General features: G+C 32.0%; 17 protein-coding genes. 6 read left to right on the top strand and 11 right to left on the bottom strand.

Annotation, left to right across the window (positions count from 1 at the left end):
* Nucleotides 1–60: 60 nt before the first annotated feature.
* The 4 genes from AB3G33_RS11575 to AB3G33_RS11560 all read left to right on the top strand — a co-directional run bounded on the left by AB3G33_RS11575 (nt 61) and on the right by AB3G33_RS11560 (nt 5,098).
* Nucleotides 61–858 (top strand): DUF1853 family protein, encoded by a 798-nt coding sequence (locus AB3G33_RS11575; protein WP_367769601.1) that lies wholly within the window; start codon nt 61–63, stop codon nt 856–858.
* Nucleotides 859–1,006: 148 nt separating this feature from the next.
* Complete coding sequence (locus AB3G33_RS11570) at nt 1,007–1,654, top strand: HAD family hydrolase (RefSeq protein ID WP_367769598.1); 648 nt, start codon at nt 1,007–1,009, stop codon at nt 1,652–1,654.
* Between the two features lie 201 nt (nt 1,655–1,855).
* Nucleotides 1,856–3,697: a cystathionine beta-synthase gene (locus AB3G33_RS11565; protein WP_367769595.1), complete on the top strand. Its 1,842-nt coding sequence runs from the start codon at nt 1,856–1,858 to the stop codon at nt 3,695–3,697.
* 483 nt (nt 3,698–4,180) lie between these two features.
* Nucleotides 4,181–5,098: an AraC family transcriptional regulator N-terminal domain-containing protein gene (locus AB3G33_RS11560; RefSeq protein ID WP_367769593.1), complete on the top strand. Its 918-nt coding sequence runs from the start codon at nt 4,181–4,183 to the stop codon at nt 5,096–5,098.
* A 1-nt stretch (nt 5,099) separates the two neighbouring features.
* On the opposite strand, the gene AB3G33_RS11555 is transcribed toward AB3G33_RS11560, so the two are convergent.
* Nucleotides 5,100–5,474 carry a DUF779 domain-containing protein gene (locus tag AB3G33_RS11555; protein WP_367769590.1) on the bottom strand — a complete coding sequence of 125 codons (375 nt, stop codon included), beginning with the start codon at nt 5,472–5,474 and terminating at the stop codon, nt 5,100–5,102.
* Nucleotides 5,475–5,548: 74 nt separating this feature from the next.
* Nucleotides 5,549–7,054 (bottom strand): aldehyde dehydrogenase family protein, encoded by a 1,506-nt coding sequence (locus AB3G33_RS11550; protein ID WP_367752814.1) that lies wholly within the window; start codon nt 7,052–7,054, stop codon nt 5,549–5,551.
* 264 nt (nt 7,055–7,318) lie between these two features.
* Between AB3G33_RS11550 and pheT the strand changes: the two genes are divergently transcribed.
* Entirely contained in the window at nt 7,319–9,739 is a 2,421-nt protein-coding gene (gene pheT, locus AB3G33_RS11545; protein ID WP_367769587.1) for a phenylalanine--tRNA ligase subunit beta, read from the top strand.
* Between the two features lie 120 nt (nt 9,740–9,859).
* Here pheT and AB3G33_RS11540 read toward each other — a convergent pair whose 3' ends face one another.
* The 5 genes from AB3G33_RS11540 to rpsF all read right to left on the bottom strand — a co-directional run bounded on the left by AB3G33_RS11540 (nt 9,860) and on the right by rpsF (nt 15,020).
* Nucleotides 9,860–10,414 carry a fasciclin domain-containing protein gene (locus tag AB3G33_RS11540; RefSeq protein WP_367769584.1) on the bottom strand — a complete coding sequence of 185 codons (555 nt, stop codon included), beginning with the start codon at nt 10,412–10,414 and terminating at the stop codon, nt 9,860–9,862.
* 200 nt (nt 10,415–10,614) lie between these two features.
* Complete coding sequence (locus AB3G33_RS11535; protein ID WP_367769581.1) at nt 10,615–13,773, bottom strand: carboxypeptidase regulatory-like domain-containing protein; 3,159 nt, start codon at nt 13,771–13,773, stop codon at nt 10,615–10,617.
* Between the two features lie 99 nt (nt 13,774–13,872).
* Nucleotides 13,873–14,310 (bottom strand): 50S ribosomal protein L9, encoded by a 438-nt coding sequence (rplI, locus tag AB3G33_RS11530; protein WP_367769578.1) that lies wholly within the window; start codon nt 14,308–14,310, stop codon nt 13,873–13,875.
* A gap of 66 nt (nt 14,311–14,376) precedes the next feature.
* Entirely contained in the window at nt 14,377–14,673 is a 297-nt protein-coding gene (gene rpsR / locus AB3G33_RS11525; protein ID WP_066077030.1) for a 30S ribosomal protein S18, read from the bottom strand.
* A gap of 5 nt (nt 14,674–14,678) precedes the next feature.
* Entirely contained in the window at nt 14,679–15,020 is a 342-nt protein-coding gene (gene rpsF / locus AB3G33_RS11520; protein ID WP_072944700.1) for a 30S ribosomal protein S6, read from the bottom strand.
* A gap of 165 nt (nt 15,021–15,185) precedes the next feature.
* Between rpsF and AB3G33_RS11515 the strand changes: the two genes are divergently transcribed.
* Nucleotides 15,186–15,881 (top strand): LytR/AlgR family response regulator transcription factor, encoded by a 696-nt coding sequence (locus tag AB3G33_RS11515; RefSeq protein WP_367752803.1) that lies wholly within the window; start codon nt 15,186–15,188, stop codon nt 15,879–15,881.
* 9 nt (nt 15,882–15,890) lie between these two features.
* On the opposite strand, the gene priA is transcribed toward AB3G33_RS11515, so the two are convergent.
* From priA to nadC, 4 genes are all read right to left on the bottom strand, one after another.
* Nucleotides 15,891–18,374: a primosomal protein N' gene (gene priA / locus AB3G33_RS11510; RefSeq protein WP_367769575.1), complete on the bottom strand. Its 2,484-nt coding sequence runs from the start codon at nt 18,372–18,374 to the stop codon at nt 15,891–15,893.
* Nucleotides 18,375–18,410: 36 nt separating this feature from the next.
* On the bottom strand, nt 18,411–18,839 hold the full coding sequence (locus tag AB3G33_RS11505) for a DUF2147 domain-containing protein (RefSeq protein ID WP_367769572.1): 429 nt from the start codon (nt 18,837–18,839) through the stop codon (nt 18,411–18,413).
* Nucleotides 18,840–18,947: 108 nt separating this feature from the next.
* On the bottom strand, nt 18,948–19,883 hold the full coding sequence (locus tag AB3G33_RS11500; protein WP_367752797.1) for a YihY/virulence factor BrkB family protein: 936 nt from the start codon (nt 19,881–19,883) through the stop codon (nt 18,948–18,950).
* A 50-nt stretch (nt 19,884–19,933) separates the two neighbouring features.
* A complete protein-coding gene (nadC, locus tag AB3G33_RS11495) occupies nt 19,934–20,791 on the bottom strand; it encodes a carboxylating nicotinate-nucleotide diphosphorylase (protein WP_367769570.1) in 858 nt (285 codons plus the stop codon).
* Nucleotides 20,792–21,240 lie beyond the last annotated feature (449 nt).

The raw sequence follows: 21,240 nt of genomic DNA, 5'->3' as shown, positions 1-21,240 counted from the left end.
AAGCTGCTCAATATTTTAGCGGGAGACTCATTGTAGTATAAAAAACTTGAATGCATTTTAATGAAAACTAAATCTAGGATAGCTTCAATTCTAAAAGCAGATTGTTTAGACAGTGCGGTTACTGGTATGCCTACTTTTTATTTGTCAGAATTAATCCTTCAAAACGACCAAGATTTCCAATTACCAACCAATGTGAGATTGGGCCATTTAGCCGAAAAAATTGTTTCTGAATTAATAAAATTGTCTACAAACTATAAGGTATTATATGAAAATTCTCAAATAATTGAAGACCAAAAAACCATAGGCGAAATTGATTTTATAGTAGAGAACAGCATAGATAAGAAGTTAATTCACATGGAATTAGCTTATAAATTTTATTTGCTTGATCCAAGTATTTCTTCGGAATTCATAAACAACTGGATTGGTCCCAACAGAAACGATTCTTTACACCAAAAATTAGATAAATTAAAAAGTAAACAATTCCCTCTATTATACCATAGCTGTGCAAAATCGAAATTTAGCACCATTGACATAAACACTATTTCGCAAGCTTTATGCTTGCTAGTGAGTTTGTTTATTCCTTATGAATTTAACACAAAACTACCCCCTGCCTATCAGAAAGCAGTAAAAGGATATTACTTCAATTTAGAGACTTTCAATAGCATTGACAATCCAGAAAAACAATATTATTTACCATCAAAAAAGGAATGGGGAATAAGTCCTTCTGAAAATGAAATTTGGAATGATTATAAAAGCATCGAAAATCAAATGAATACAAGCCTAAAAGAAAAACAATCGGTATTGTGCTGGCAAAAATATAAGGAAGACCATTTGTCTTTTTTTATTGTTTGGTGGTAGTTTGTATAAATTATTCCAATGCCACGGTACTTAAAAGCAACAATAATATTAAAAAAGGCAGAACTAAAAATAACAATATTCCTATCTTTGGGACATTTCCAAATATAATTGAAATGCATGTCCTTTCGATTAAATAAAACAATAACAAATGAGATTTAAAGGAGTAATTTTTGATTTAGATGGAACATTAGTTAATTCACTTGAAGACATTGCTGATGCGATGAATAATGTGCTACAAAGCCTAGACTTCGCTACTCATAGTTATGACGATTATCAATATTTTATAGGTAGTGGTCTCCGCAATTTGGTTAGTAAAGCCATGCCCGAGAACCATAAGGATGAGAACCAAATTGATTGTTATTACCAATTGATGGTAAAGGAATATCGTACTATTTGTACGCGTAAAACAAAACAGTATGATGGTGTTTTTGAATTACTGGATCAACTGATTGAGCGTGGAATTAAACTGAGTATTTTTTCAAATAAAGCTGAGGATTTGACTCAAGAAATCACTACCGCCCTATTTCCTAATTATTTTAATCCAGTTATAGGTTTAACAACGGAGCCTCTTAAAAAACCCAATCCATTTAAAGCTACAGCAATAAGCCAAAATTTAGAACTGAAACCCGAAGAAATTATTTTTGTAGGCGATTCAGGAATAGATATGCAAACAGCTACTAATGCTAATATGTATGCCGTAGGTGTATCTTGGGGCTATAGACCAAAAGAAGAATTGCTATCCAATGGTGCCAAAAAAGTTTTAGATCATCCCTTAGATTTAATTTCGATTTTATAAGATGTATTGCTTTTCAATATTATACTTCCTTTACACAAAAAATAATCCACAGCTCCACTTTAATTGATATGAACAAATAAACGCATTTTAACCACATCTAAAGTTAAGGAGACTTTAGACAAACTGCTATAAAAACATCTTGTTCCATTTTTAGAATAAATGGAATTCATGTACCTTGCTACTCTATTCAAAAATGAAATTATGGAAGTCAATAAAATGCTTAATTATATAAAAGAAGTTTTAAAAAACAAACCTGCTGGCTGGTTGAATATCACAACCCATCGACTAGATATTTATGATGAAAAATTGGCTAAAACTCAATTTTTAGACCAATTTGAAACCTTATTTAATAACAATAATGCAACATCAGCAGCACTAAGTGAATTACCTACTGCTTACGACTATATTCGGTTAGGTCACCCCTTATCTTGTGTTCTAGAATGGGCAATGGCTAAGTTGCAACAGCTAAAGTCAGAAAATACAATTAGTTTTTCATCAAAGACAGTTCCTGTTTTGGCCATTCTAAGAAAAAATGCATTAGACCATAAAAACACTCAAATTCTTTATACTGGGAAATTACCCGCTTTTTTTGATGCGGAAGTTCTAAAACACGTTTATGGATATCAATTTGATTTAAAACATGTTGAAAACTCCGAGACGATTCCAGTCTTTGAAGGAAGTACTATTTTCGTTTCAGAACACGATGAAATGAATGCTATTGATCTCAATCCAAATATTGATTTTTATATCAATCTTTATGCTGACCTTGGAAGTATATTAGTAGTGAACAAGGGAAATGAACCTTATATCTCAGACATTCAGCATGTAAGACGAAGAGAGACCATCGCCATGACACCTGCCAATTGTCTTACTGCTTTACAATTGCTAGTAGATAAATCCGCTTTAGATACTACAAAAAGTAATGTCGAGACAAATAAACCATTAGTCTTACATTCAATTAGAGAAATTACTGGTACATCTACTAAACCATTAGTTGCTTCTAGTGGACTATCAATTCAATATGCGATTTTGATGGGGCTTATTGACGATGCGCTAGAAAAACACAAAGGAAAAGCGATTAAAATTATCGTTCCTCCCAATTGTTATGGTGGAACAAATGACCAAGCTAGACGCGTTGCTGCAAGTGTTGCTAATGTAGAAATTGTGGATTTAGCTGTTGATGGTGGTAACGATATGGTTCAAAGCATTGATTCTGTTTTAGCAAAAATGGCTAACGAGGATGCTGTACCATATATCATTGCTGAAATTCCAACAAACCCAAGAGTAGAAGTACCAGATTTAATGCAGTTAAAAGCTGTTTTAAGTAAAGCACGTACCACTGCTAATGGTGCAATGGCGATCGATCCTGTTTTTATTTTAGATCAAACTTTTTGTCCTAACGTTCACTTTTTGGGTGAAGGCGAAGTACTATCAGCGGTTAGAACTATTTCATTTGCAAGTGGATCAAAATTTCCAAGTGGCGGGCAATGTACTGCTGGCTACTGTGTAGGAAATAAAAAAACAGAAGCTTTGATGGAGAAAATAGAAAAGCACTTACTCCTTTGCGATAACGAAGCTACAGCACTACAATATGAAATATTAGCAAAACAATTACCATCGATGAATCAAAGGATTACTGATGCTTATATCAATACCCGTGAATTTGTAAACTTTATCCATGAAGTATTACCAGCTGCGAAAATCAATTTTGTTTCAGAAGAATTAGCACAACAAGGATTTACACCTTCTGTTTTTTCATTAGACCTTCCTACTAAAGGGAATACGGATGAGGAAAGAGAAGCGAATAAAAGAGCCTTGAATCTTAAACTTATTAACTTAATGATTACTAAAATTCCTAATGAAAGTAAGTTTTGCGTGAGTTATGGACAGTTAAAAGGCTGTTACTGGACGATACCTGCAACTTCTACTCAAGGAACGACTAAAGAAGGAGACAAAGATTATATTGTTCGTGCCTCCCTTTCTCCAAATATGGATTTGGAATTGCACAAAAAAGTATTTTTGGATTTTGTTAAAACAATTTAAATATTTTGGGAGGCTTAATAGCCTCCTTTTTTTATCAATTAATACATTTACAAATTAGTTAAATAAAGCCACTTAAAAACTTGTAAATAAAGTATATATAGTTATTAAATTAATTATTTTATACCATTTCGCTCTCTGTGGGAAGACGAGATTGTAGAAAACACAATTACTTAAAATAATTAGTGGCGTCTTTTTTATAGTTCTATTGAAAAAGATGCGTTCTCCCCTAGCCCTGATGGTAGCGGCATCTCCCGATATAGAAAAACAAGGCTTTTTAGCCGTAGTTTTTGTAATCGGGAATATAGCGTACAGCAGGAATTGCCGTTCTTAAATGTTGATTCGTTTTGCTCCAAAAAACACTAGGATTAAAGGTTATTATTATTGTATTCATTAAATCATAATTATATTCTTTTTAACAAAAAAGCATTTCGTTAATACATTTATTTTCAGTAAGTTTATAAATCCTGATTACAAACGCTAACAATGAATCGTACCTACATTACTCCTCCTCATTTATCGAATGAAAAATCACTAAAAACCTTAGTAGAGAACAGAACGGTTTACAATTTAAATCATTGTGAATTGAATCTTTTTGAGACGTATAAAGCATCCGAATTGGTTCCTTTGAAATTTAATGATTTAGTGGTGACGAGTATGTTGAGAGGTAAAAAAGTAATGCATCTTTTTGACGATCCAGGTTTTGAATATTTACCTGGAGAAACGGTAATGATTCCTTCGAATGTAGAAATGAAAATTGATTTTCCTGAGGCTTCAATACATAATCCTACACAATGTTTAGCACTGGCAATTGATCAACAAAAAATTACAGATACTTTGGATTTCTTGAACGAGCGTTATCCTAAGGAGGGAAACAAGCAGTTTTGGCATTTAAATTATCAAAATTACTATTTCTATAATAACGTAGAACTGGCGACAACCATCAATAAATTAATCAAGGAATGCATGAGTACATCAGTAACGAAAGATGTTTTGGCCGACTTGACTTTACAAGAATTGTTGATTCGAATTATTCAAACCCAAACGGCAAAATCCATTGATGATGGTTTATATGCTGATCCAAACTCTCCGATAACTCCCGTAATCGACTACATCCGATTGAATTTAAGAGAGAACATCAGTCTTAAAAATTTAAGCGAAAAAGCCTGCATGAGCACCACTTCATTCTATCGTTTCTTTAAAAAAGAGTTAGGAATGAGTCCGATTGAATTTGTTATCAATGAAAAAATTCGTTGTGCTAAGAAATTACTAAAAAATCCAAGCATACAAATTAATGAAGTTTGCCATTTATCGGGTTTTGAAGACAGCAATTACTTCATTAGATTGTTTAAAAAACACGAAGGAATTACCCCTAAACAATACCAGTTATTGTATGTAAATTAATTTATTCAATATATTTTACGGGTTCTAAAGTGAGTTCTTCTTCAGGAGTAAAAATCCGATATTCAATTTGAAAGGTTTTCTTCAAAGGTGTTTCTAGTGAAAATCCACCTACTCCAAATGCATCAATTACTTTTAAAGTAAAATGCGCATGTTTCCAGTATTCAAATAAATCTTTATCTACCCAGAATTCGGTTTCTTCAATGGTTCCAATACATACGTCGCCCATTCTTTGATAAAAACCTCCTTTTTCAAAACACTGTGGTTGCGTTCCTTCACAACAGCCACCTGCTTGATAAAACATTAAATCACCATGTTTTTCTTTGAGTATTTTGATTAATTCTATCGCGTTTTCTGTGGCATCAATTCTTTTTATCATTTTTCTATATTTAAAATAAAACCTGACAAATCATACAATCTGTCAGGTTTATCATTAACAATAATCTCAATCTACTAAAAGAAACCTAATTTCTTTTTATCGTAAGAAATCAGCATATTTTTTGTTTGACGGTAATGACCTAACATCATTTTATGGTTTTCACGTCCAATGCCTGATTGTTTGTATCCTCCAAAAGGAGCGCCTGCTGGATAAGAATGGTATTGATTGATCCAAACACGACCCGCTTGAATGGCTCTTGGTACTTGATAAATTTCATGTGCATCACGTGTCCAAACTCCTGCACCTAATCCATACATAGTATCATTTGCAATAGCGATAGCTTCCTCAGTTGTTTTGAAAGTAGTAACGGCTAATACTGGTCCGAAAATTTCTTCTTGAAAAATCCTCATTTTATTATTTCCTTTAAAAAGTGTTGGCTGAATGTAATATCCACCTTCTAGGTCACCTCCAAAATGATTGGCATCCCCACCTATTAATAACTCGGCACCTTCTTCTTTACCTAGTTTTATATAAGACATGATTTTTTCTTTTTGAACCAATGAAGCTTGTGCTCCCATCATAGTCGTTCTATCTAGTGGATTACCTACTTTGATTGCTGCCGTTCTTTCAATTACTCTAGCTATGAATTTTTCATAAATATCTTCATGCACTAATAATCGAGAAGGACAAGTACAAATTTCTCCTTGATTTAAAGCAAACATTACTGCACCTTCAACCGCTTTGTCAAAGAAATCATCATCAGCATCACCTACTGATTTCATAAAAATATTAGGAGACTTCCCTCCTAGTTCCAGCGTTACTGGAATTATATTTTCAGTAGCGTATTGCATTACTAAACGTCCTGTCGTTGTAGATCCTGTAAAAGCAGCTTTAGATACTTTTTTATTAGTTACCAAGGCTCTACCTAGCTCAGCACCAAAACCATTTACTATATTAATCACTCCTGGAGGTAATATATCCCCTATCAATTCCATTAATACAAGTATTGAAATTGGTGTACTTTCAGCAGGTTTTAAAACTACTGTATTTCCAGCAGCCAATGCTGGAGCTAATTTCCAAACGGCCATTAAAATTGGAAAATTCCAAGGTATAATTTGTGCTATTACTCCTAATGGTTCACTTAATGCAATTGAAACTGTTTGTGAATCCAGTTCGGCTATCGAACTTTCCTCAGCTCTAATTACTCCTGCAAAATACCTGAAATGGTCAATTGCCAAAGGAATATCGGCAGCTAATGTTTCGCGAATCGCTTTACCGTTGTCAACCGTTTCTACTGTAGCAATATATTCTAAGTTATCTTCTATTACTTGAGCAATTTTATTTAATAAATTACTACGTTCCGTCACAGAGGTTTTACCCCAAGTTTGAAACGCTTCATGTGCTGCATCCACAGCTACATCCAAATCTGCTTTGGTTGAATGTGCTGCTCTAGTAAATACTTTTCCATCAATAGGAGAAACTACATCAAAATATTGACCTCCGATTGGTGCTACAAATTTTCCTCCAATGTAATTATCATAAGTTGCCTTAAATTCAGGTCTTTTTGCTATGTTGCTCATACTATATCGATTTTAATTTTATCAAATTTACCTTTACCATTTCTATTTATGTAGCATTATTCATTCAGTTAATAGCATAAAATTTACATATTCGTTTATTTAACATAATATTAATAATTTATTCGTAAATAATTTAGATTAAAATTACACTATTTCTATTTTAAAGTCATTATAGACATTAAAATAATGTACCAAAAAACCAAAAAAATTGTTTCTTACTACAAACTGCAATCCTTATATTTGCAACCTTATTAAAAATGACAGATGAAAATATCTTACAACTGGTTAAAACAGTTCCTTAAAACAGATTGGAATTCCGAAGAAACAGCAGCTTTACTTACTGATCTAGGTTTAGAAGTAGAAGTAGTTGAAAAATACCAATCCGTAAAAGGAGGTTTAGAAGGTATTGTAGTAGGGCATGTACTTACTTGTGTTCCCCATCCAGATGCTGACAGACTAAAATTAACAACAGTTGATCTTGGAACTGGCACACCTATACAAATAGTATGTGGAGCTGCTAATGTAGATGCTGGGCAAAAAGTACCCGTTGCAACTATAGGAACCGTTTTATATGACAAAGAAGGAGTTGCTTTTACTATTAAAAAAGGGAAGATACGCGGACAAGAAAGTCATGGAATGATATGTGCCGAAGATGAATTAGGCCTTGGAACAAGCCATGATGGAATCATGATTCTTGATGCGTCTTTAGTTCCTGGAACAAAAGCATCTGAAGTTTTTAAAATAGAAAATGATGAAGTATTCGAAATTGGATTAACGCCCAATCGTGCGGATGCGATGAGTCATTTAGGTACGGCCAGAGATTTAAGAGCTGGATTATTACAAAGTGGTGTAAACGTTGAATTGATTACGCCTTCTGTTAGTAATTTTAGAGTGGACATGAGAACCTTAAAAATAGATACTATTATTGAAGAGACAACATTAGCTCCTAGATATTGTGGTGTGACTATTTCTGGAATTACAGTAAAACCATCACCTAGTTGGTTGCAAGATCGTTTAAAAGCGATTGGAATCAATCCAAAAAATAATATTGTCGATGTTACTAATTATGTTTTACATGAATTGGGACAACCGCTTCACGCTTTTGATGCATCAAAAATAAACGGGAAAATTATTGTAAAAACAGTACCTGCAGGAACCAAGTTTACAACTCTTGATGATGTAGAAAGAACGTTACATGAGGAAGATTTAATGATTTGTGACGAAAAAGGACCTTTGTGTATTGCAGGAGTTTTTGGAGGGAAAAATTCAGGAGTATCTGAACATACTACTTCTATTTTCTTAGAAAGTGCTTATTTCAATCCTGTTAGTATTCGAAAAACAGCCAAAAGACATCAATTGAATACCGATGCTTCTTTTAGATTTGAAAGAGGAATCGACCCAACCATTACGGCATATGCCTTAAAACGCGCTGCTATTTTAATTCAAGAAATGGCAGGTGGAGAAATCACATCGGATGTAAGTGATGTATATCAAAAGAAAATTGAAGATTTTTCAGTGTTTCTAAATTTTGCTAATGTGGCAAAAATTATTGGTCAAGAAATTCCAAAAGATACAATTAAACAAATTTTAGTTTCTCTAGAAATAAAAGTAAATAGCGTTTCAGAGGCAGGATTAGGATTAACAATTCCTTCTTACCGTGTAGATGTACAAAGAGAAATTGACGTTATTGAAGAAATTCTTAGAGTGTATGGATACAATAACATTAGCTTTTCTAAAAAATTCAATGCCACTGTTTCTAATTCACCAAGAAATGAAGATTATAAATTACAAAATATAATTGCTACACAATTAAATTCTCAAGGATTTAATGAAATGATGGCCAACTCATTGACAACTGCGTCTTATGTTCAACTTTCGGATATGTTGAAAGAAGAATACAATGTGACTATGTTGAATCCATTGAGTAATGATTTAGCTACTTTAAGACAATCATTATTGTTTTCTGGATTAGAAGCTTTATCATACAATATCAATCGTAAAAATAGTGATTTAAAACTTTTTGAATTTGGAAAAACATACCATAAATTCCTTTCTGGATTTGAAGAACACAAGCATTTAACTTTATTTCTTACAGGAAATAGAAATCAAGAAAGCTGGACAAGTGCTCAAAAACCATCTGATTTCTTTTTATTTAAAGGATACGTAGATGCAATTCTTGCCCGATTTGGAATACAAAAGACACAAAACAGCCCAGTAACATCAGATGTATTCTCAGAAGGAATAGCAATAGGAACTGGACACAATGCTTTGGTTGAATTTGGAGTAGTTAAAAAATCAATACTAAAACATTTTGGCATTAAACAGGAAGTGTTTTATGCTGATTTTAATTGGGATGTAATTATAAAAATGATTTCAAGTAAAATCAAATTTGTTGAAATTCCAAAATATCCTGAAGTTCGAAGAGACTTAGCTTTACTAATTGATCAAAGTGTTACTTATGATAACATTTATGCTATTGCTAGAAAAACAGAAAAAACACTTTTAAAAGACATTAATTTATTTGATGTTTACGAAGGGCAAAATCTTCCAGAAGGTAAAAAATCCTATGCTTTAAGCTTTATCATTCAAGATAGTACAAAAACATTGACTGATGCACAAATTGATAAAATCATGGGCAAACTGCAACATAATTTTGAATCTGAACTTGGAGCAATCTTAAGATAAGTTAAACTATTTGTAAAATAAAAATCCCAATTCTAAAAATAGAATTGGGATTTTTTTTAATTGAAAAAGTCTTGACTAAATCAAGACTTTTCAATTAAAAAACCAACCTTTTAAGATCAATTAGTTTTTAGGCAATAAAACCGCATCTACAACGTGAATTACACCATTTGATTGATTAACATCAGCAATTGTAACTTGAGACATACCTCCTTTTTCATCAGTGATGTATAATTTTTTACCTTTCATCCAAGCAGTCAATGTACCACCACTAACGGTTTTCAACATGGCTTTACCATGACCTTTCTTAATCGCCATAGCAATATCTGAAGAATTCATTTTTCCTGCAACTACATGATACGTAAGTATCGTTTGCAACATTTTTTTATTCTCTGGTTTCAATAGCGTTTCTACAGTACCCATTGGCAATTTAGCAAATGCTTCGTTTGTTGGTGCAAAAACAGTAAACGGTCCTTTTCCTTGTAGCGTTTCAACAAGATCTGCTGCTTTTACTGCGGCAACTAATGTAGTATGGTCTTTAGAATTAACTGCATTTTCGATAATATTTTTCGAAGGATACATAGCTGCTCCACCAACCATAACTGTTTTTTGAGCGAAAGATGTTGCTCCAAATACTAATGCAAATAATGCTACTGATAAAAATTTTCTAGTTTTCATAAATCTATTTATTAAGTTATATAAAAGCATTTACGCTAAGAAAACGGATATGGTTTTAAAAAAAAATATTTTTTTTTTAAACACCATCTAATCAATACTATGAAAACAAATTTATCTAAGAATAAAATCTCATTTAATCGTATAAAATAAAAAAGCGCTCCTTTGCAGGAACGCTTTTTTATTTTATTATTTATTTAAATTTAGAAAATATATCTAATTCCAAATTGAGCTTGCCATCTAGACAACAAACTAGCGTCATAATTGAATGTTTTAGTTTGACTACCACTAAATGTATATGTTGGAATTTTTGTTGTTGGATCAACAGAAACACCTATTGGCTGCACACTTGTTGGAACTTGAACTAATCCCCAGTCAGAATTAATTAAATTCCCTAAGTTCAACACGTCTAAACTAAGTTGAATTGTATTCGTTTTGTTAGAACTAGAAGAAGGTTTAAAGTTATAATCTTGCATTAATTTAAGATCCCATTTTCCTCTCCATGGAGACAAAGCACCATAGCGTTCTGCATACTGACCTCTTCTTCCGCTTAAATAACTATCTTGACTGATGAATTTATCAAAAGCCACACCTTGTCCAGCCCCAGAGAAAATCATTGTACTAATTTGAGCAGTAGTTGGAATATAAATTAAATCATTTCCAGATGCTCCATCATTATTGATATCTCCTCCGTAAGTATAGTTAAAACGTCCACCTTGAGCATATTCAAAAAATGTAGAAACTGTAGTTGCCCATTTGTCATTACCGTATTTCCATACTTTAGAAGCCACTCCAATAAAACGGTGTGTATCTCCATATTTAGAATTTGCTAAAACAGCATCATTCACATTTCCTAAAGCTGGATTAAATGAAAAAGCATCACCTGTAATTTCTGCTTCAATCGAGTTCACATCTTTTGATTTTAAATAGTTATATGCCAAACTAGCAAATAAACCATTGTCAAATGTTTTTTGAACTTTTACTGACGTATTAAAAGCACTTCCTTTATTTGTATTTGTTAATACATATCCATTAGTTCTTGCTGGAAAACCATAATCAGTCCAAACACCATAGTCAGAATCGCCATATATAGCTCTGTTATCAGCACCTGCTAAAGTACTAGTTGGTTTTTTCAATCCCCAGTTTTGAATGTGTACTCCATTTATATCTTTATTGTATGACATATCAACTGTAACAATAAAGTTATTGTCAAATTTATGATCAACTCCTATGCTTGTTCTCCAAACTTGAGGGAATTTAAAGTTTTCATCAACCACTTCATAGAAAAATGGATCAGTACCACCTACTTGATTACCTATCCACACAAATGGTAGTTTACCAGTAAAAATACCAGTACCTCCTCTTAACTGTGTCGTTTTATCTCCATTCACATCCCAATTAAAACCTAATCTAGGAGACCACAATAAAGCATTTCCAGGTAATTTTGTTGAATCAAATTTCTTAACACTACCGTCATTTGGATTGTAATATTCAATATTTGGAACATATCCTTCTGAATTATCTGTGTCAATAAATTTTTGAATTAATTTTGAAGTATTAAAGTATAAAGGCTTATCAGCTCTTAAACCGTAAATCAATTTGAAGTTGTCATTAATATTCCATTCATCTTGAGCATAAAAAGCCAATTGACCTACATTCAGTTCAGCTAAATTCCAACCACCATTTGAACCATCAGGAAGTTTGTTTTTTGTATCGTAGGTTGCTTGCGCATCAGCAATTGCAGACGCGTAATATCCACTTGCAATGTTAGCATCAAAACCAGCCATATCAGTACTACCAAACACATCAAAACCATATCCTTTAAGGTTAAAAGAGTTTTTAAAACTGAATTTTTCAAAAGAGAAACCAGCTGTAAAAATATGATTACCCTTTACAAAATTTAAATTGTTTGTAATTTGAATTACTTTTTGATCCAATTTATTGTTGATAGAAAATGGTTCATGTCCAGCAATAATATATGGAGAACCATCTTTTGTTATATTAATTACTGGAGCTGGAGCAGAAAACGGGTCTCTAAAGTCATTGAAATGCGTATAACCCGCTTGTAGTTTATTAGAAACTGTTTCACTGAATTTTGAATTCAATTCAACCAAAAAAGAACTAATTTGATTATTTATTTGATATCCTGAATTTTGAAATTGCAATGTATTAGCATCAGGTCCTCTACGTAAAATTGCAGTAGGGTGTGCTGGCTTGTCTTTAGATGCATCTAAAAAATTATAGATAAATGCTAACTTATGATTGTCATTAATATTCCAATCAAACTTGATAATTCCTTTATTTGAATTAGAATTATGAGTAAAACCTTGATAAGCACCAGTATCATAACCTAATTTACCCAACTCTGTAGAAACATGCATTAAATCAGTAGCTAGCACTCTTGACTCATTTACATCTGTAGTTCCATTTCCATCGTTAGCAACAAAATTAGAACCTAAATCACTTCTTTGATCTATTTCATAATTTGCAAAGAAAAATAATTTGTTTTTAACAATTGGTCCACCAATGCTAAAACCGGCTTGAGTTTGCTCTAATGAAGGAACAAATATTTTTTCTCCTTTTATTTTATTACCCGTTAAATCTTGATTTCTATAGAAAGCATAAGCTGTTCCATGAAATTCATTCGTTCCTGACTTGGTAACGGCATTTACAGAAGCCCCTGTAAATCCAGATAATGTTACATCATATGGTGCCGTAGCCACTTGAATTTGATCAATTGCATCAAGAGAAATAGGTTGAGAACCTGTTTGCCCTCCTGGAGTAGCAGCGTCTAACCCAAAAGGATTATTAAACACGGCACCGTTCAAAGAGTAATTGTTGTATTTGTTATTTCTCCCACCAAAAGAACCACCACTTGCAGAAGGCTCTAAACGAGTAAAATCATCAGCTGATCTAGAAATCGTAGGCAAGGCCGACAATTCTCTTCTACCAATTGTAGTTTCAGCACCGGTTTTTCCACTTTGAAAAACTTTGTTCTTAGATCCTGTAATTTTAACTTCATTTAGTTGCTGACTTTCATCTTTCAGAAGAACATTTAAATTAAATGGTTTTCCTAATTCTAAGAAAATATCATTAAATTCCTGAGTTTGAAAACCAATAAAAGTCACAATAACTTTGTAAGGGCCTCCCACTCTCATATTCAACATATTATATCTTCCGTCTTCATTTGATAATGAAGAATACTTAGATCCTGTTGGAATATGAATTGCAAGCACAGTTGCTCCTGGAAGTGACTCTGTTTCAGAACTTTTTACAGTTCCCTTTATACTCGACGTAGTAGTTTGGGCTATCATGGAATGCAGACCAAAAACCAGAACCAAAAAAGTAATAATTTTTTTCATTTGTTATATTTTGTGTTATTTACCGCAAAATTAGACAAAAAAAAATCACTCCGAAGAGTGATTTTTACATTTTATTAACAAACAGTTAACAAACTGTTATTATTCTGCGATAATTTCATAAGGTAATTCAACAATTACATCTCTATGTAAACGAACACTTGCAGTGTATTTACCAGTACGTTTAACGATACCGCTAGTGATGAATTTTCTGTCAATTACTTGACCACCTTTTGATAAAGCTTCAGCGATGTCAATATTCGTGATTGAACCAAATAATTTTTCTCCACCTGCTTTAGCAGTAATTTTAATTTCGATAGCTTTAATAGTTTCAGCTAATGCATTTGCATCTGCTACTACTTTAGCTTCTTTATGTGCTCTTTGTTTTAGGTTTTCAGCCAATACTTTCTTTGCAGAAGCAGTTGCTAATTGTGCGTGACCTTGAGGAATTAAAAAGTTACGACCGTAACCATTTTTTACCGTTACCACATCATCTTTAAAACCTAAATTTTGAACGTCTTGTTTTAAAATCAATTCCATGTTGTTGTCCTTTATTATAGAAGTTAGTCCCGATAGTTATCGGGACAACAAACTTTATTTTTAATATTATTTAAGTAAATCAGCCACGTATGGCATTAAAGCTAAGTGACGTGCTCTTTTAACAGCAACTGACACTTTTCTTTGGTATTTTAATGAAGTTCCTGTTAAACGACGAGGAAGAATTTTTCCTTGTTCGTTTACGAATTTCAATAAGAAATCAGCATCTTTATAATCGATATATTTAATACCTGATTTTTTGAAACGACAGTATTTCTTTTGTTTGTTAGTTTCTATGTTTAAAGGTGTAAGATATCTGATATCCCCGTCTTTTTTTCCTGAAGCAGATTGTTGTAATGTTGCCATGATAATTAAGCTTTTTGAGATTTAAGTTTTGCTCTTCTTCTTTCAGCCCAAGAGATAGCATGTTTGTCAAGACTTACAGTTAAGAAACGCATAACTCTTTCGTCACGTCTAAATTCAGTTTCAAAAGCAATAAGAACTTCACCTGATACTTTAAATTCGAACAAATGGTAAAAACCACTTTTCTTGTTTTGGATTTCGTAAGCCATCTTTTTAAGACCCCAGTCTTCTTTAGATACCATTTCTGCTCCTCTACTAGTAAGAAAATCTTCAAATTTGCTTACTGTTTCCTTTACCTGAACATCAGATAAAACGGGATTTAAAATGAAAACAGTTTCATAATGATTCATAAATATATATTTATTTGTTATTTTGGGTGCAAAAGTAGTCTTTATTTCTGAATAACCTAATGTTTTTTCTATTTAATCGTTAAAAGGTAAAAAAAACAAGATAAAGTATAAATATTTTAAAATTTTAAATTATATTTACTATTCCAAATCTTAAATTATGAAATTATGAAACTAAACTGTGTCGTTGTCGATGATAGTTCTATACAAAGAATGATCATCGCAAAGTTAGTCAATAATCATCCAAACTTACACTTAATAGGAGACTTTTCTAATGCTATTGAGGCAAGAAGTTGTATGTCTATACATAATGTAGACCTAATATTTCTTGATATTGAAATGCCTGTTATAAGTGGTTTTGATTTTTTGGATGGATTAAAAATTAAACCACAAATCATTTTCATTACTTCCAAAGCGGAATACGCTATGAAAGCTTTTGATTATGATGCTACCGACTATCTTCAAAAACCTATTGCAATAGATCGTTTCAACGCTTCTGTTAAAAGAGCTGTAGATGTGCATCTATATAAAAAGGATATTAAAGAAGAAGAAGGAGAACACATATTCATTAAAAGTAATTTAAAAAAACTAAAAGTTTTCACTGCTAAAATAAAATGGATTGAAGCTTTTGGTGATTATGTAAGAGTCGTTACTGAAGATGATAGTAATTTAGTTCTTTCTACAATGAAATCTTTTGAGAATGATCTTTCTAAAAAGAAATTTGTAAGAGTTCATAAGTCATATATTATTAATATTGATAAGGTAGAACGTTTCAATAGTAAGTTTGCTGAAATTGGCGTTACTAAAATACCTTTGAGTAGAAACAAAAAAGAAGATCTAGTAAAAGCCTTATCATTTGCATAAAAACTACTTTTAATAAAAATCTACATTTATCATAACTTTTATAGCTCTGTATTGAGCAACTGCATCAAAACTATTCAACATCTTTTGAATAGTTTTTTTTGTGTTTACTATAGACGAGTTTTGTGGAATTTTAATAATTATAGTTCTGATATACTCATTCCTAATTCTGTTTATTGCTGGCTCTTCTGGTCCAAGTACAGGTACATTCAAATTTTGACTTATAACTTGATACAACCACATTGCACCTTCTTTTAATTTATCAAAATCACGATGTTTTAAGGTGACTTTTATAATTCTAAAATAAGGTGGATATTTATAAATTTGCCTATCATACAATTGCTCATTATACATCCCTATATAATCATTCTTAGTAACTTGCTGTATGGTATTATGATCCGGATTATAAGTTTGAATAATTACTTTTCCTTGCTTACCAGATCGTCCTGATCTCCCTGAAACCTGCATCATCATTTGAAAACTTCTTTCAAAGGCTCTAAAATCTGGATGATACAACATATTATCTGCGTTCATGATTCCAACTAAACTCACATTGTCAAAGTCCAATCCTTTGGCCAACATTTGTGTCCCTACCAAAATATCTACTTCCCTATTTTTAAAACTATCAATAATTTTTTCGAAACCAAATTTTCCTCTCGTAGTATCCTGATCCATTCTCCCGATTTTATAATCGGGAAATAAAATCGTCAATTCTTGCTGAATTTGCTCTGTTCCAAAACCTTTAGTGGTCAAATGAACACTAGAACAACTATGACAATGTGTAGGTTTTGCGATAGAATACCCACAATAGTGACAACGCAATTGATTTTTATGCTTGTGATACGTTAAACTCACATCACATTGCTGGCATTGTGGCACATGGCCGCAAGTCAAACATTCTAATAAAGGGGAATATCCTCTTCTATTTTGAAACAATATTACCTGCTCCCCAATCGATACGGCATTAGTTATACTTTCAATTAAGACATCGCTAAAATGTCCATTCATTCGTTTTCTAAAATATTTATCTTTTAAATCAACCAGTTCAATATCAGGCATCATGACATTCCCATATCGTTTTGTGATTTCAACTAATCCATACTTTTCTGACTTCGCATTAAAATAGGTTTCGATACTTGGTGTTGCTGAACCCAACAAAACTTTAGCTTTATGAAAATTGGCTAAAACAATTGCAGCATCACGCGCATGATACCTAGGAGCAGGATCCATTTGCTTAAAAGTTTGCTCATGTTCTTCATCTACAATGATGAACCCTAAATTAAGAAAAGGCAAGAATAATGCCGATCTCGCTCCTATCACTATCTGTGCTTTTTCTGAATTTTGCAATACTTGATTCCAAACCTCAATACGTTCGTTATTATTATATTTCGAATGAAAAACAGCCACTTTATTTCCAAAATGAGCACTCAGTCTACTTACTAATTGTGTGGTAAGCGCGATCTCTGGTAACAAATACAAAACTTGTTTTCCTGAAAGAAGATACTCTTCAATCAATTTTATATAAATTTCTGTTTTACCACTTGAAGTTACACCATGCAAAAGACACACCTCTTTTTTATTAAAAGATGCTGTAATTTCATCAAAACCTTTTTGTTGAATTTCGCTCAATTGCAACTGATCCTCCTTACCATTCCCTAAAAAACTCACTCTGTCTTCTTGCAAATAATAATCTTCAAATATTTCTTTGTCAATCAATGCTTTTATAATTGCAGAAGTAGAATTGGAAGCATCTACTAATTTCTTCACCGTAATAGGTTTAGCTACGCTCCCTTCAGCATTGCTTGGTGTCTTTTCAGTTGCAAGTAATTGAAAATAAGTGAGGACAATTTGTTTTTGTTTATTTGCATTTTTAAGCTTTTCTAACAGTTCCCCTAGCCCATTATTAGATTCATATTTGGATTTCAACCGAATATATCGAACTAATTTTGGCTTATAGTTTTCCAGCATTTCTTCTTGAAGTACGATAACTCCATTGTCAATTAATTTTTGGATAACAGGAAAGATATTCTTCTTATTTAAAATGGCTACAATATCATTTATTTTAAGCGACGATTGCAATTGTAATGCTTGGAAAATTAAGTACTCCTCATCAGAAAGCAAACTTTCATCAATAAAATCAGTTGTTCTTTGGGAAATTACGGTTTCGCTTTCTAATAATAGAGCGCTAGGCATAGCACCACGATATACATCACCAATAGCGCACATATAATAAGCAGCAATCCATTGCCAATGCGCAATTTGTATTTCAGTAACTATAGGGTTTTCATCAAGGATTTGATGTATTTCTTTCGCCTCATAAAGAGTTGGCTTCTCTTGATGTTTATCAATAATCAGAGCGGTATATATTTTGTTTTTACCAAAAGGAACAGCGACACGCATTCCTTTTTTGATATAATGATACTCTGATTCCGAAACGCAATACGTAAAGGTTTTAGCAAGAGAAAGCGGTAAAATAACTTCGACAAAAAAAAGCATTCAATAAAGATGTTGTATGATTAAAAAAAAGAAAAACTACTTAACTCTATACCAGTATTGTGTTCTTCCTAATAATGCAAATCCAATGTAACCTCGAATTTTAAGTTTATCATTACTCTCTAAAACAATATAACATTTATAAACTTTTCCGTTTTTTGGGTCCATAATTTTCCCCGAATTATATTCATTACCATCTTTCAACAGTCCTTTTAAGATAGTCATGCCGATAATCGGTTTATTAGCATCCTCTCCACCGCAGTCATGGCAAAGATCTTTTCTATGTTCTTTATCTAGAATATCGATTACTTTACCATAAACCTTTCCTGATTTTTCGTAAATTTCTATAATTGATTTGGCTTCACCCGTTTCATCATCTATCGTTTTCCATTTACCCGTAACACTATGATTTTGAGCATAAAAAACTGTAGTGATAAACAGTGCTATAATTGTAATTGTATTTTTCATGATTTTATTTTTTAATAAAATGAATGGTAATTAACCTATAAACAACAGATATAAAGCAATATACAAACATATCTTTAATTACCCGTACTATAAAATTAGCTAAATTATTTATGCTGTTTTATTAATTTCATTTTTCTTTTTTAATTTACTTATTGCTGCATTCAATTCGAAACCTAGTAATAATATCATACAGTTAATCCAAATATAAAACATTACAATTAACAAGGTTCCTATTGATCCATAAAGCTGGTTGTATTGTGAAAACCGTATTACCCAAATTCCGAAAAAATAAGAAATAATTATCGTTAATATAGTGGTAAAAACGGAGCCTATTGATATAAACGCCCTTGTTTTATCGTGTTTTGTTCCAAACTTAAACAAGATAGAAGTTGTAATTAAAATCATTAGAATTAAAAAGCCATATCTACCCATAACTATCAATGGAATCTGATCATTTAAAACTTGATGTGCGTTCAGTTTTTGAATAAAAAACTCAAAAACAACAATTATTGCAACAGTAAGAATCAATAAAATGGACAGTAATACTGACATACCCACTGCTACAAAATACTGTTGAAAAAAACCTCTTTTCACTAATACATGACGAGAATTTTCAAAACCTCCTAAAATTGCATTCAATCCATTTGCCATCAATAAAATAGATAATAAAAAACCCCATGACAGCAATCCTGAATGACTGTTGTGAAGAATATCATCAATAATATTCGCAATTGCATAATAGGTATTTGGAGGAACTCCTTCAGAAACAAATTTCAAAAAATCTTCTTGAAATCCTTCAATAGGAATATAAGGAATAAGATTTAAAATAAATAATGTAAAAGGAAATAAGGCCATAAAAAAACTAAACGCAATAGAACCTGCACGATTAGACAAAGCTCCTTCGGCAATACCAATTCCATACAGCTCTAATAAGTCATAAAGCGTCAATCCTTCTAGCCAAGGTAATTTTACCTTTTTTAGATAGCTGGCTAAATCCCTAAGTACTGGTATTCTTTGAATACTTTCTTCTATTTCTGCTGACATTAAATATAAATCACTTTAAAATTAAGTTCTTTTATTAGTTGCAATTCTATTTAAATCGCTTTTAAACTTAAATCCATGTTATAAATAGAATGAGTTAATGCTCCTGATGAAATATAATCAACACCACATTGTGCATAACTACGAATCGTATCTTCATTAATATTTCCCGAGGATTCTGTTAGACAGGAATCTCCTATCAAAGTTACCGCTTTTCTAGTTGTTTCATAATCAAAGTTATCTAGTAGAATTCTATACACCCCTTTACAGTCCAATATTTCTTTTACTTCCTCTATATTTCTGGCCTCCACTATAATTTTCAAATCACGGTTCTCTTTCTTAAGATACTCTTTTGTTTTAGCTATTGCTAAAGTAATTCCACCTGCAAAATCAATATGATTGTCCTTAAGCATAATCATATCATACAGAGCAAAACGATGATTCTCTCCACCTCCTATTTTTACAGCCCATTTTTCGGCTACCCGAAAACCAGGTGTTGTTTTACGAGTGTCTAGTATTTTTGTATTGGTTCCATCTAACAATTTTACGTAACTATTTGTCTTAGTAGCAATAGCTGACATTCTTTGCATCGAATTTAATACCATTCGTTCTGCCTTTAAAATAGATTGTGAACTTCCTGAAACATGAAAAACTATGTCTCCATATTTGACAGGAGTACCATCTTCAATAAAAGTTTCAACTTTCATGTTTGGATCAACATAATTAAAAATCATTTTCGCAAATGCAACTCCTGCTATGATTCCATTGTCTTTAACTAAAAGTTTTGCATTACCATGTGCTTCTACTGGAATACAAGCCAATGAACTATGGTCACCATCCCCTACATCTTCGCGGATAGCATTAGATATTAGTATTTGTAACTCGTCTTGAAATTGTGTTTCACTAATCATTTTTCAAAAAATTATATTTACTGCTAATGTAGTAGTTTTTTTGTGGATTGAAAAACTTGTTATAAAACCCTTTTCTAATAAATTACAACTTCTGTACTATCATTTTAATAAATCATTAAAAATAAGTACTTTAATAGAGCAACGTGGTGGCAGTAGGATTTACATTCATTAAACCTGAAAATAATGTTTGAATTTACATTAGACTATTTTTCTTTAAAATGAAACTTTAGACTATTGAAAATGAAACTTGAATAACCTACGCGCTCCATTTCTTTTTAATAAGTTAGTACTCTTCTAATTTCTATCAAAGATGAAATAGATCTCATAAATGCTAGGTACGATTACAGTAAACTTGTTAATTAAAAAATTGGTGTCAGTAAAGCTTGAAAGTCACACTAATACTCAAAACTACAAAAGGATTAGGCGTTTTAAGTAAATACAACGCGTAA

This window comes from Flavobacterium sp. WC2421 (genome assembly GCF_040822115.1).
Classification (GTDB): domain Bacteria; phylum Bacteroidota; class Bacteroidia; order Flavobacteriales; family Flavobacteriaceae; genus Flavobacterium.
This window is presented reverse-complemented; position numbering and strand designations above follow the sequence as displayed.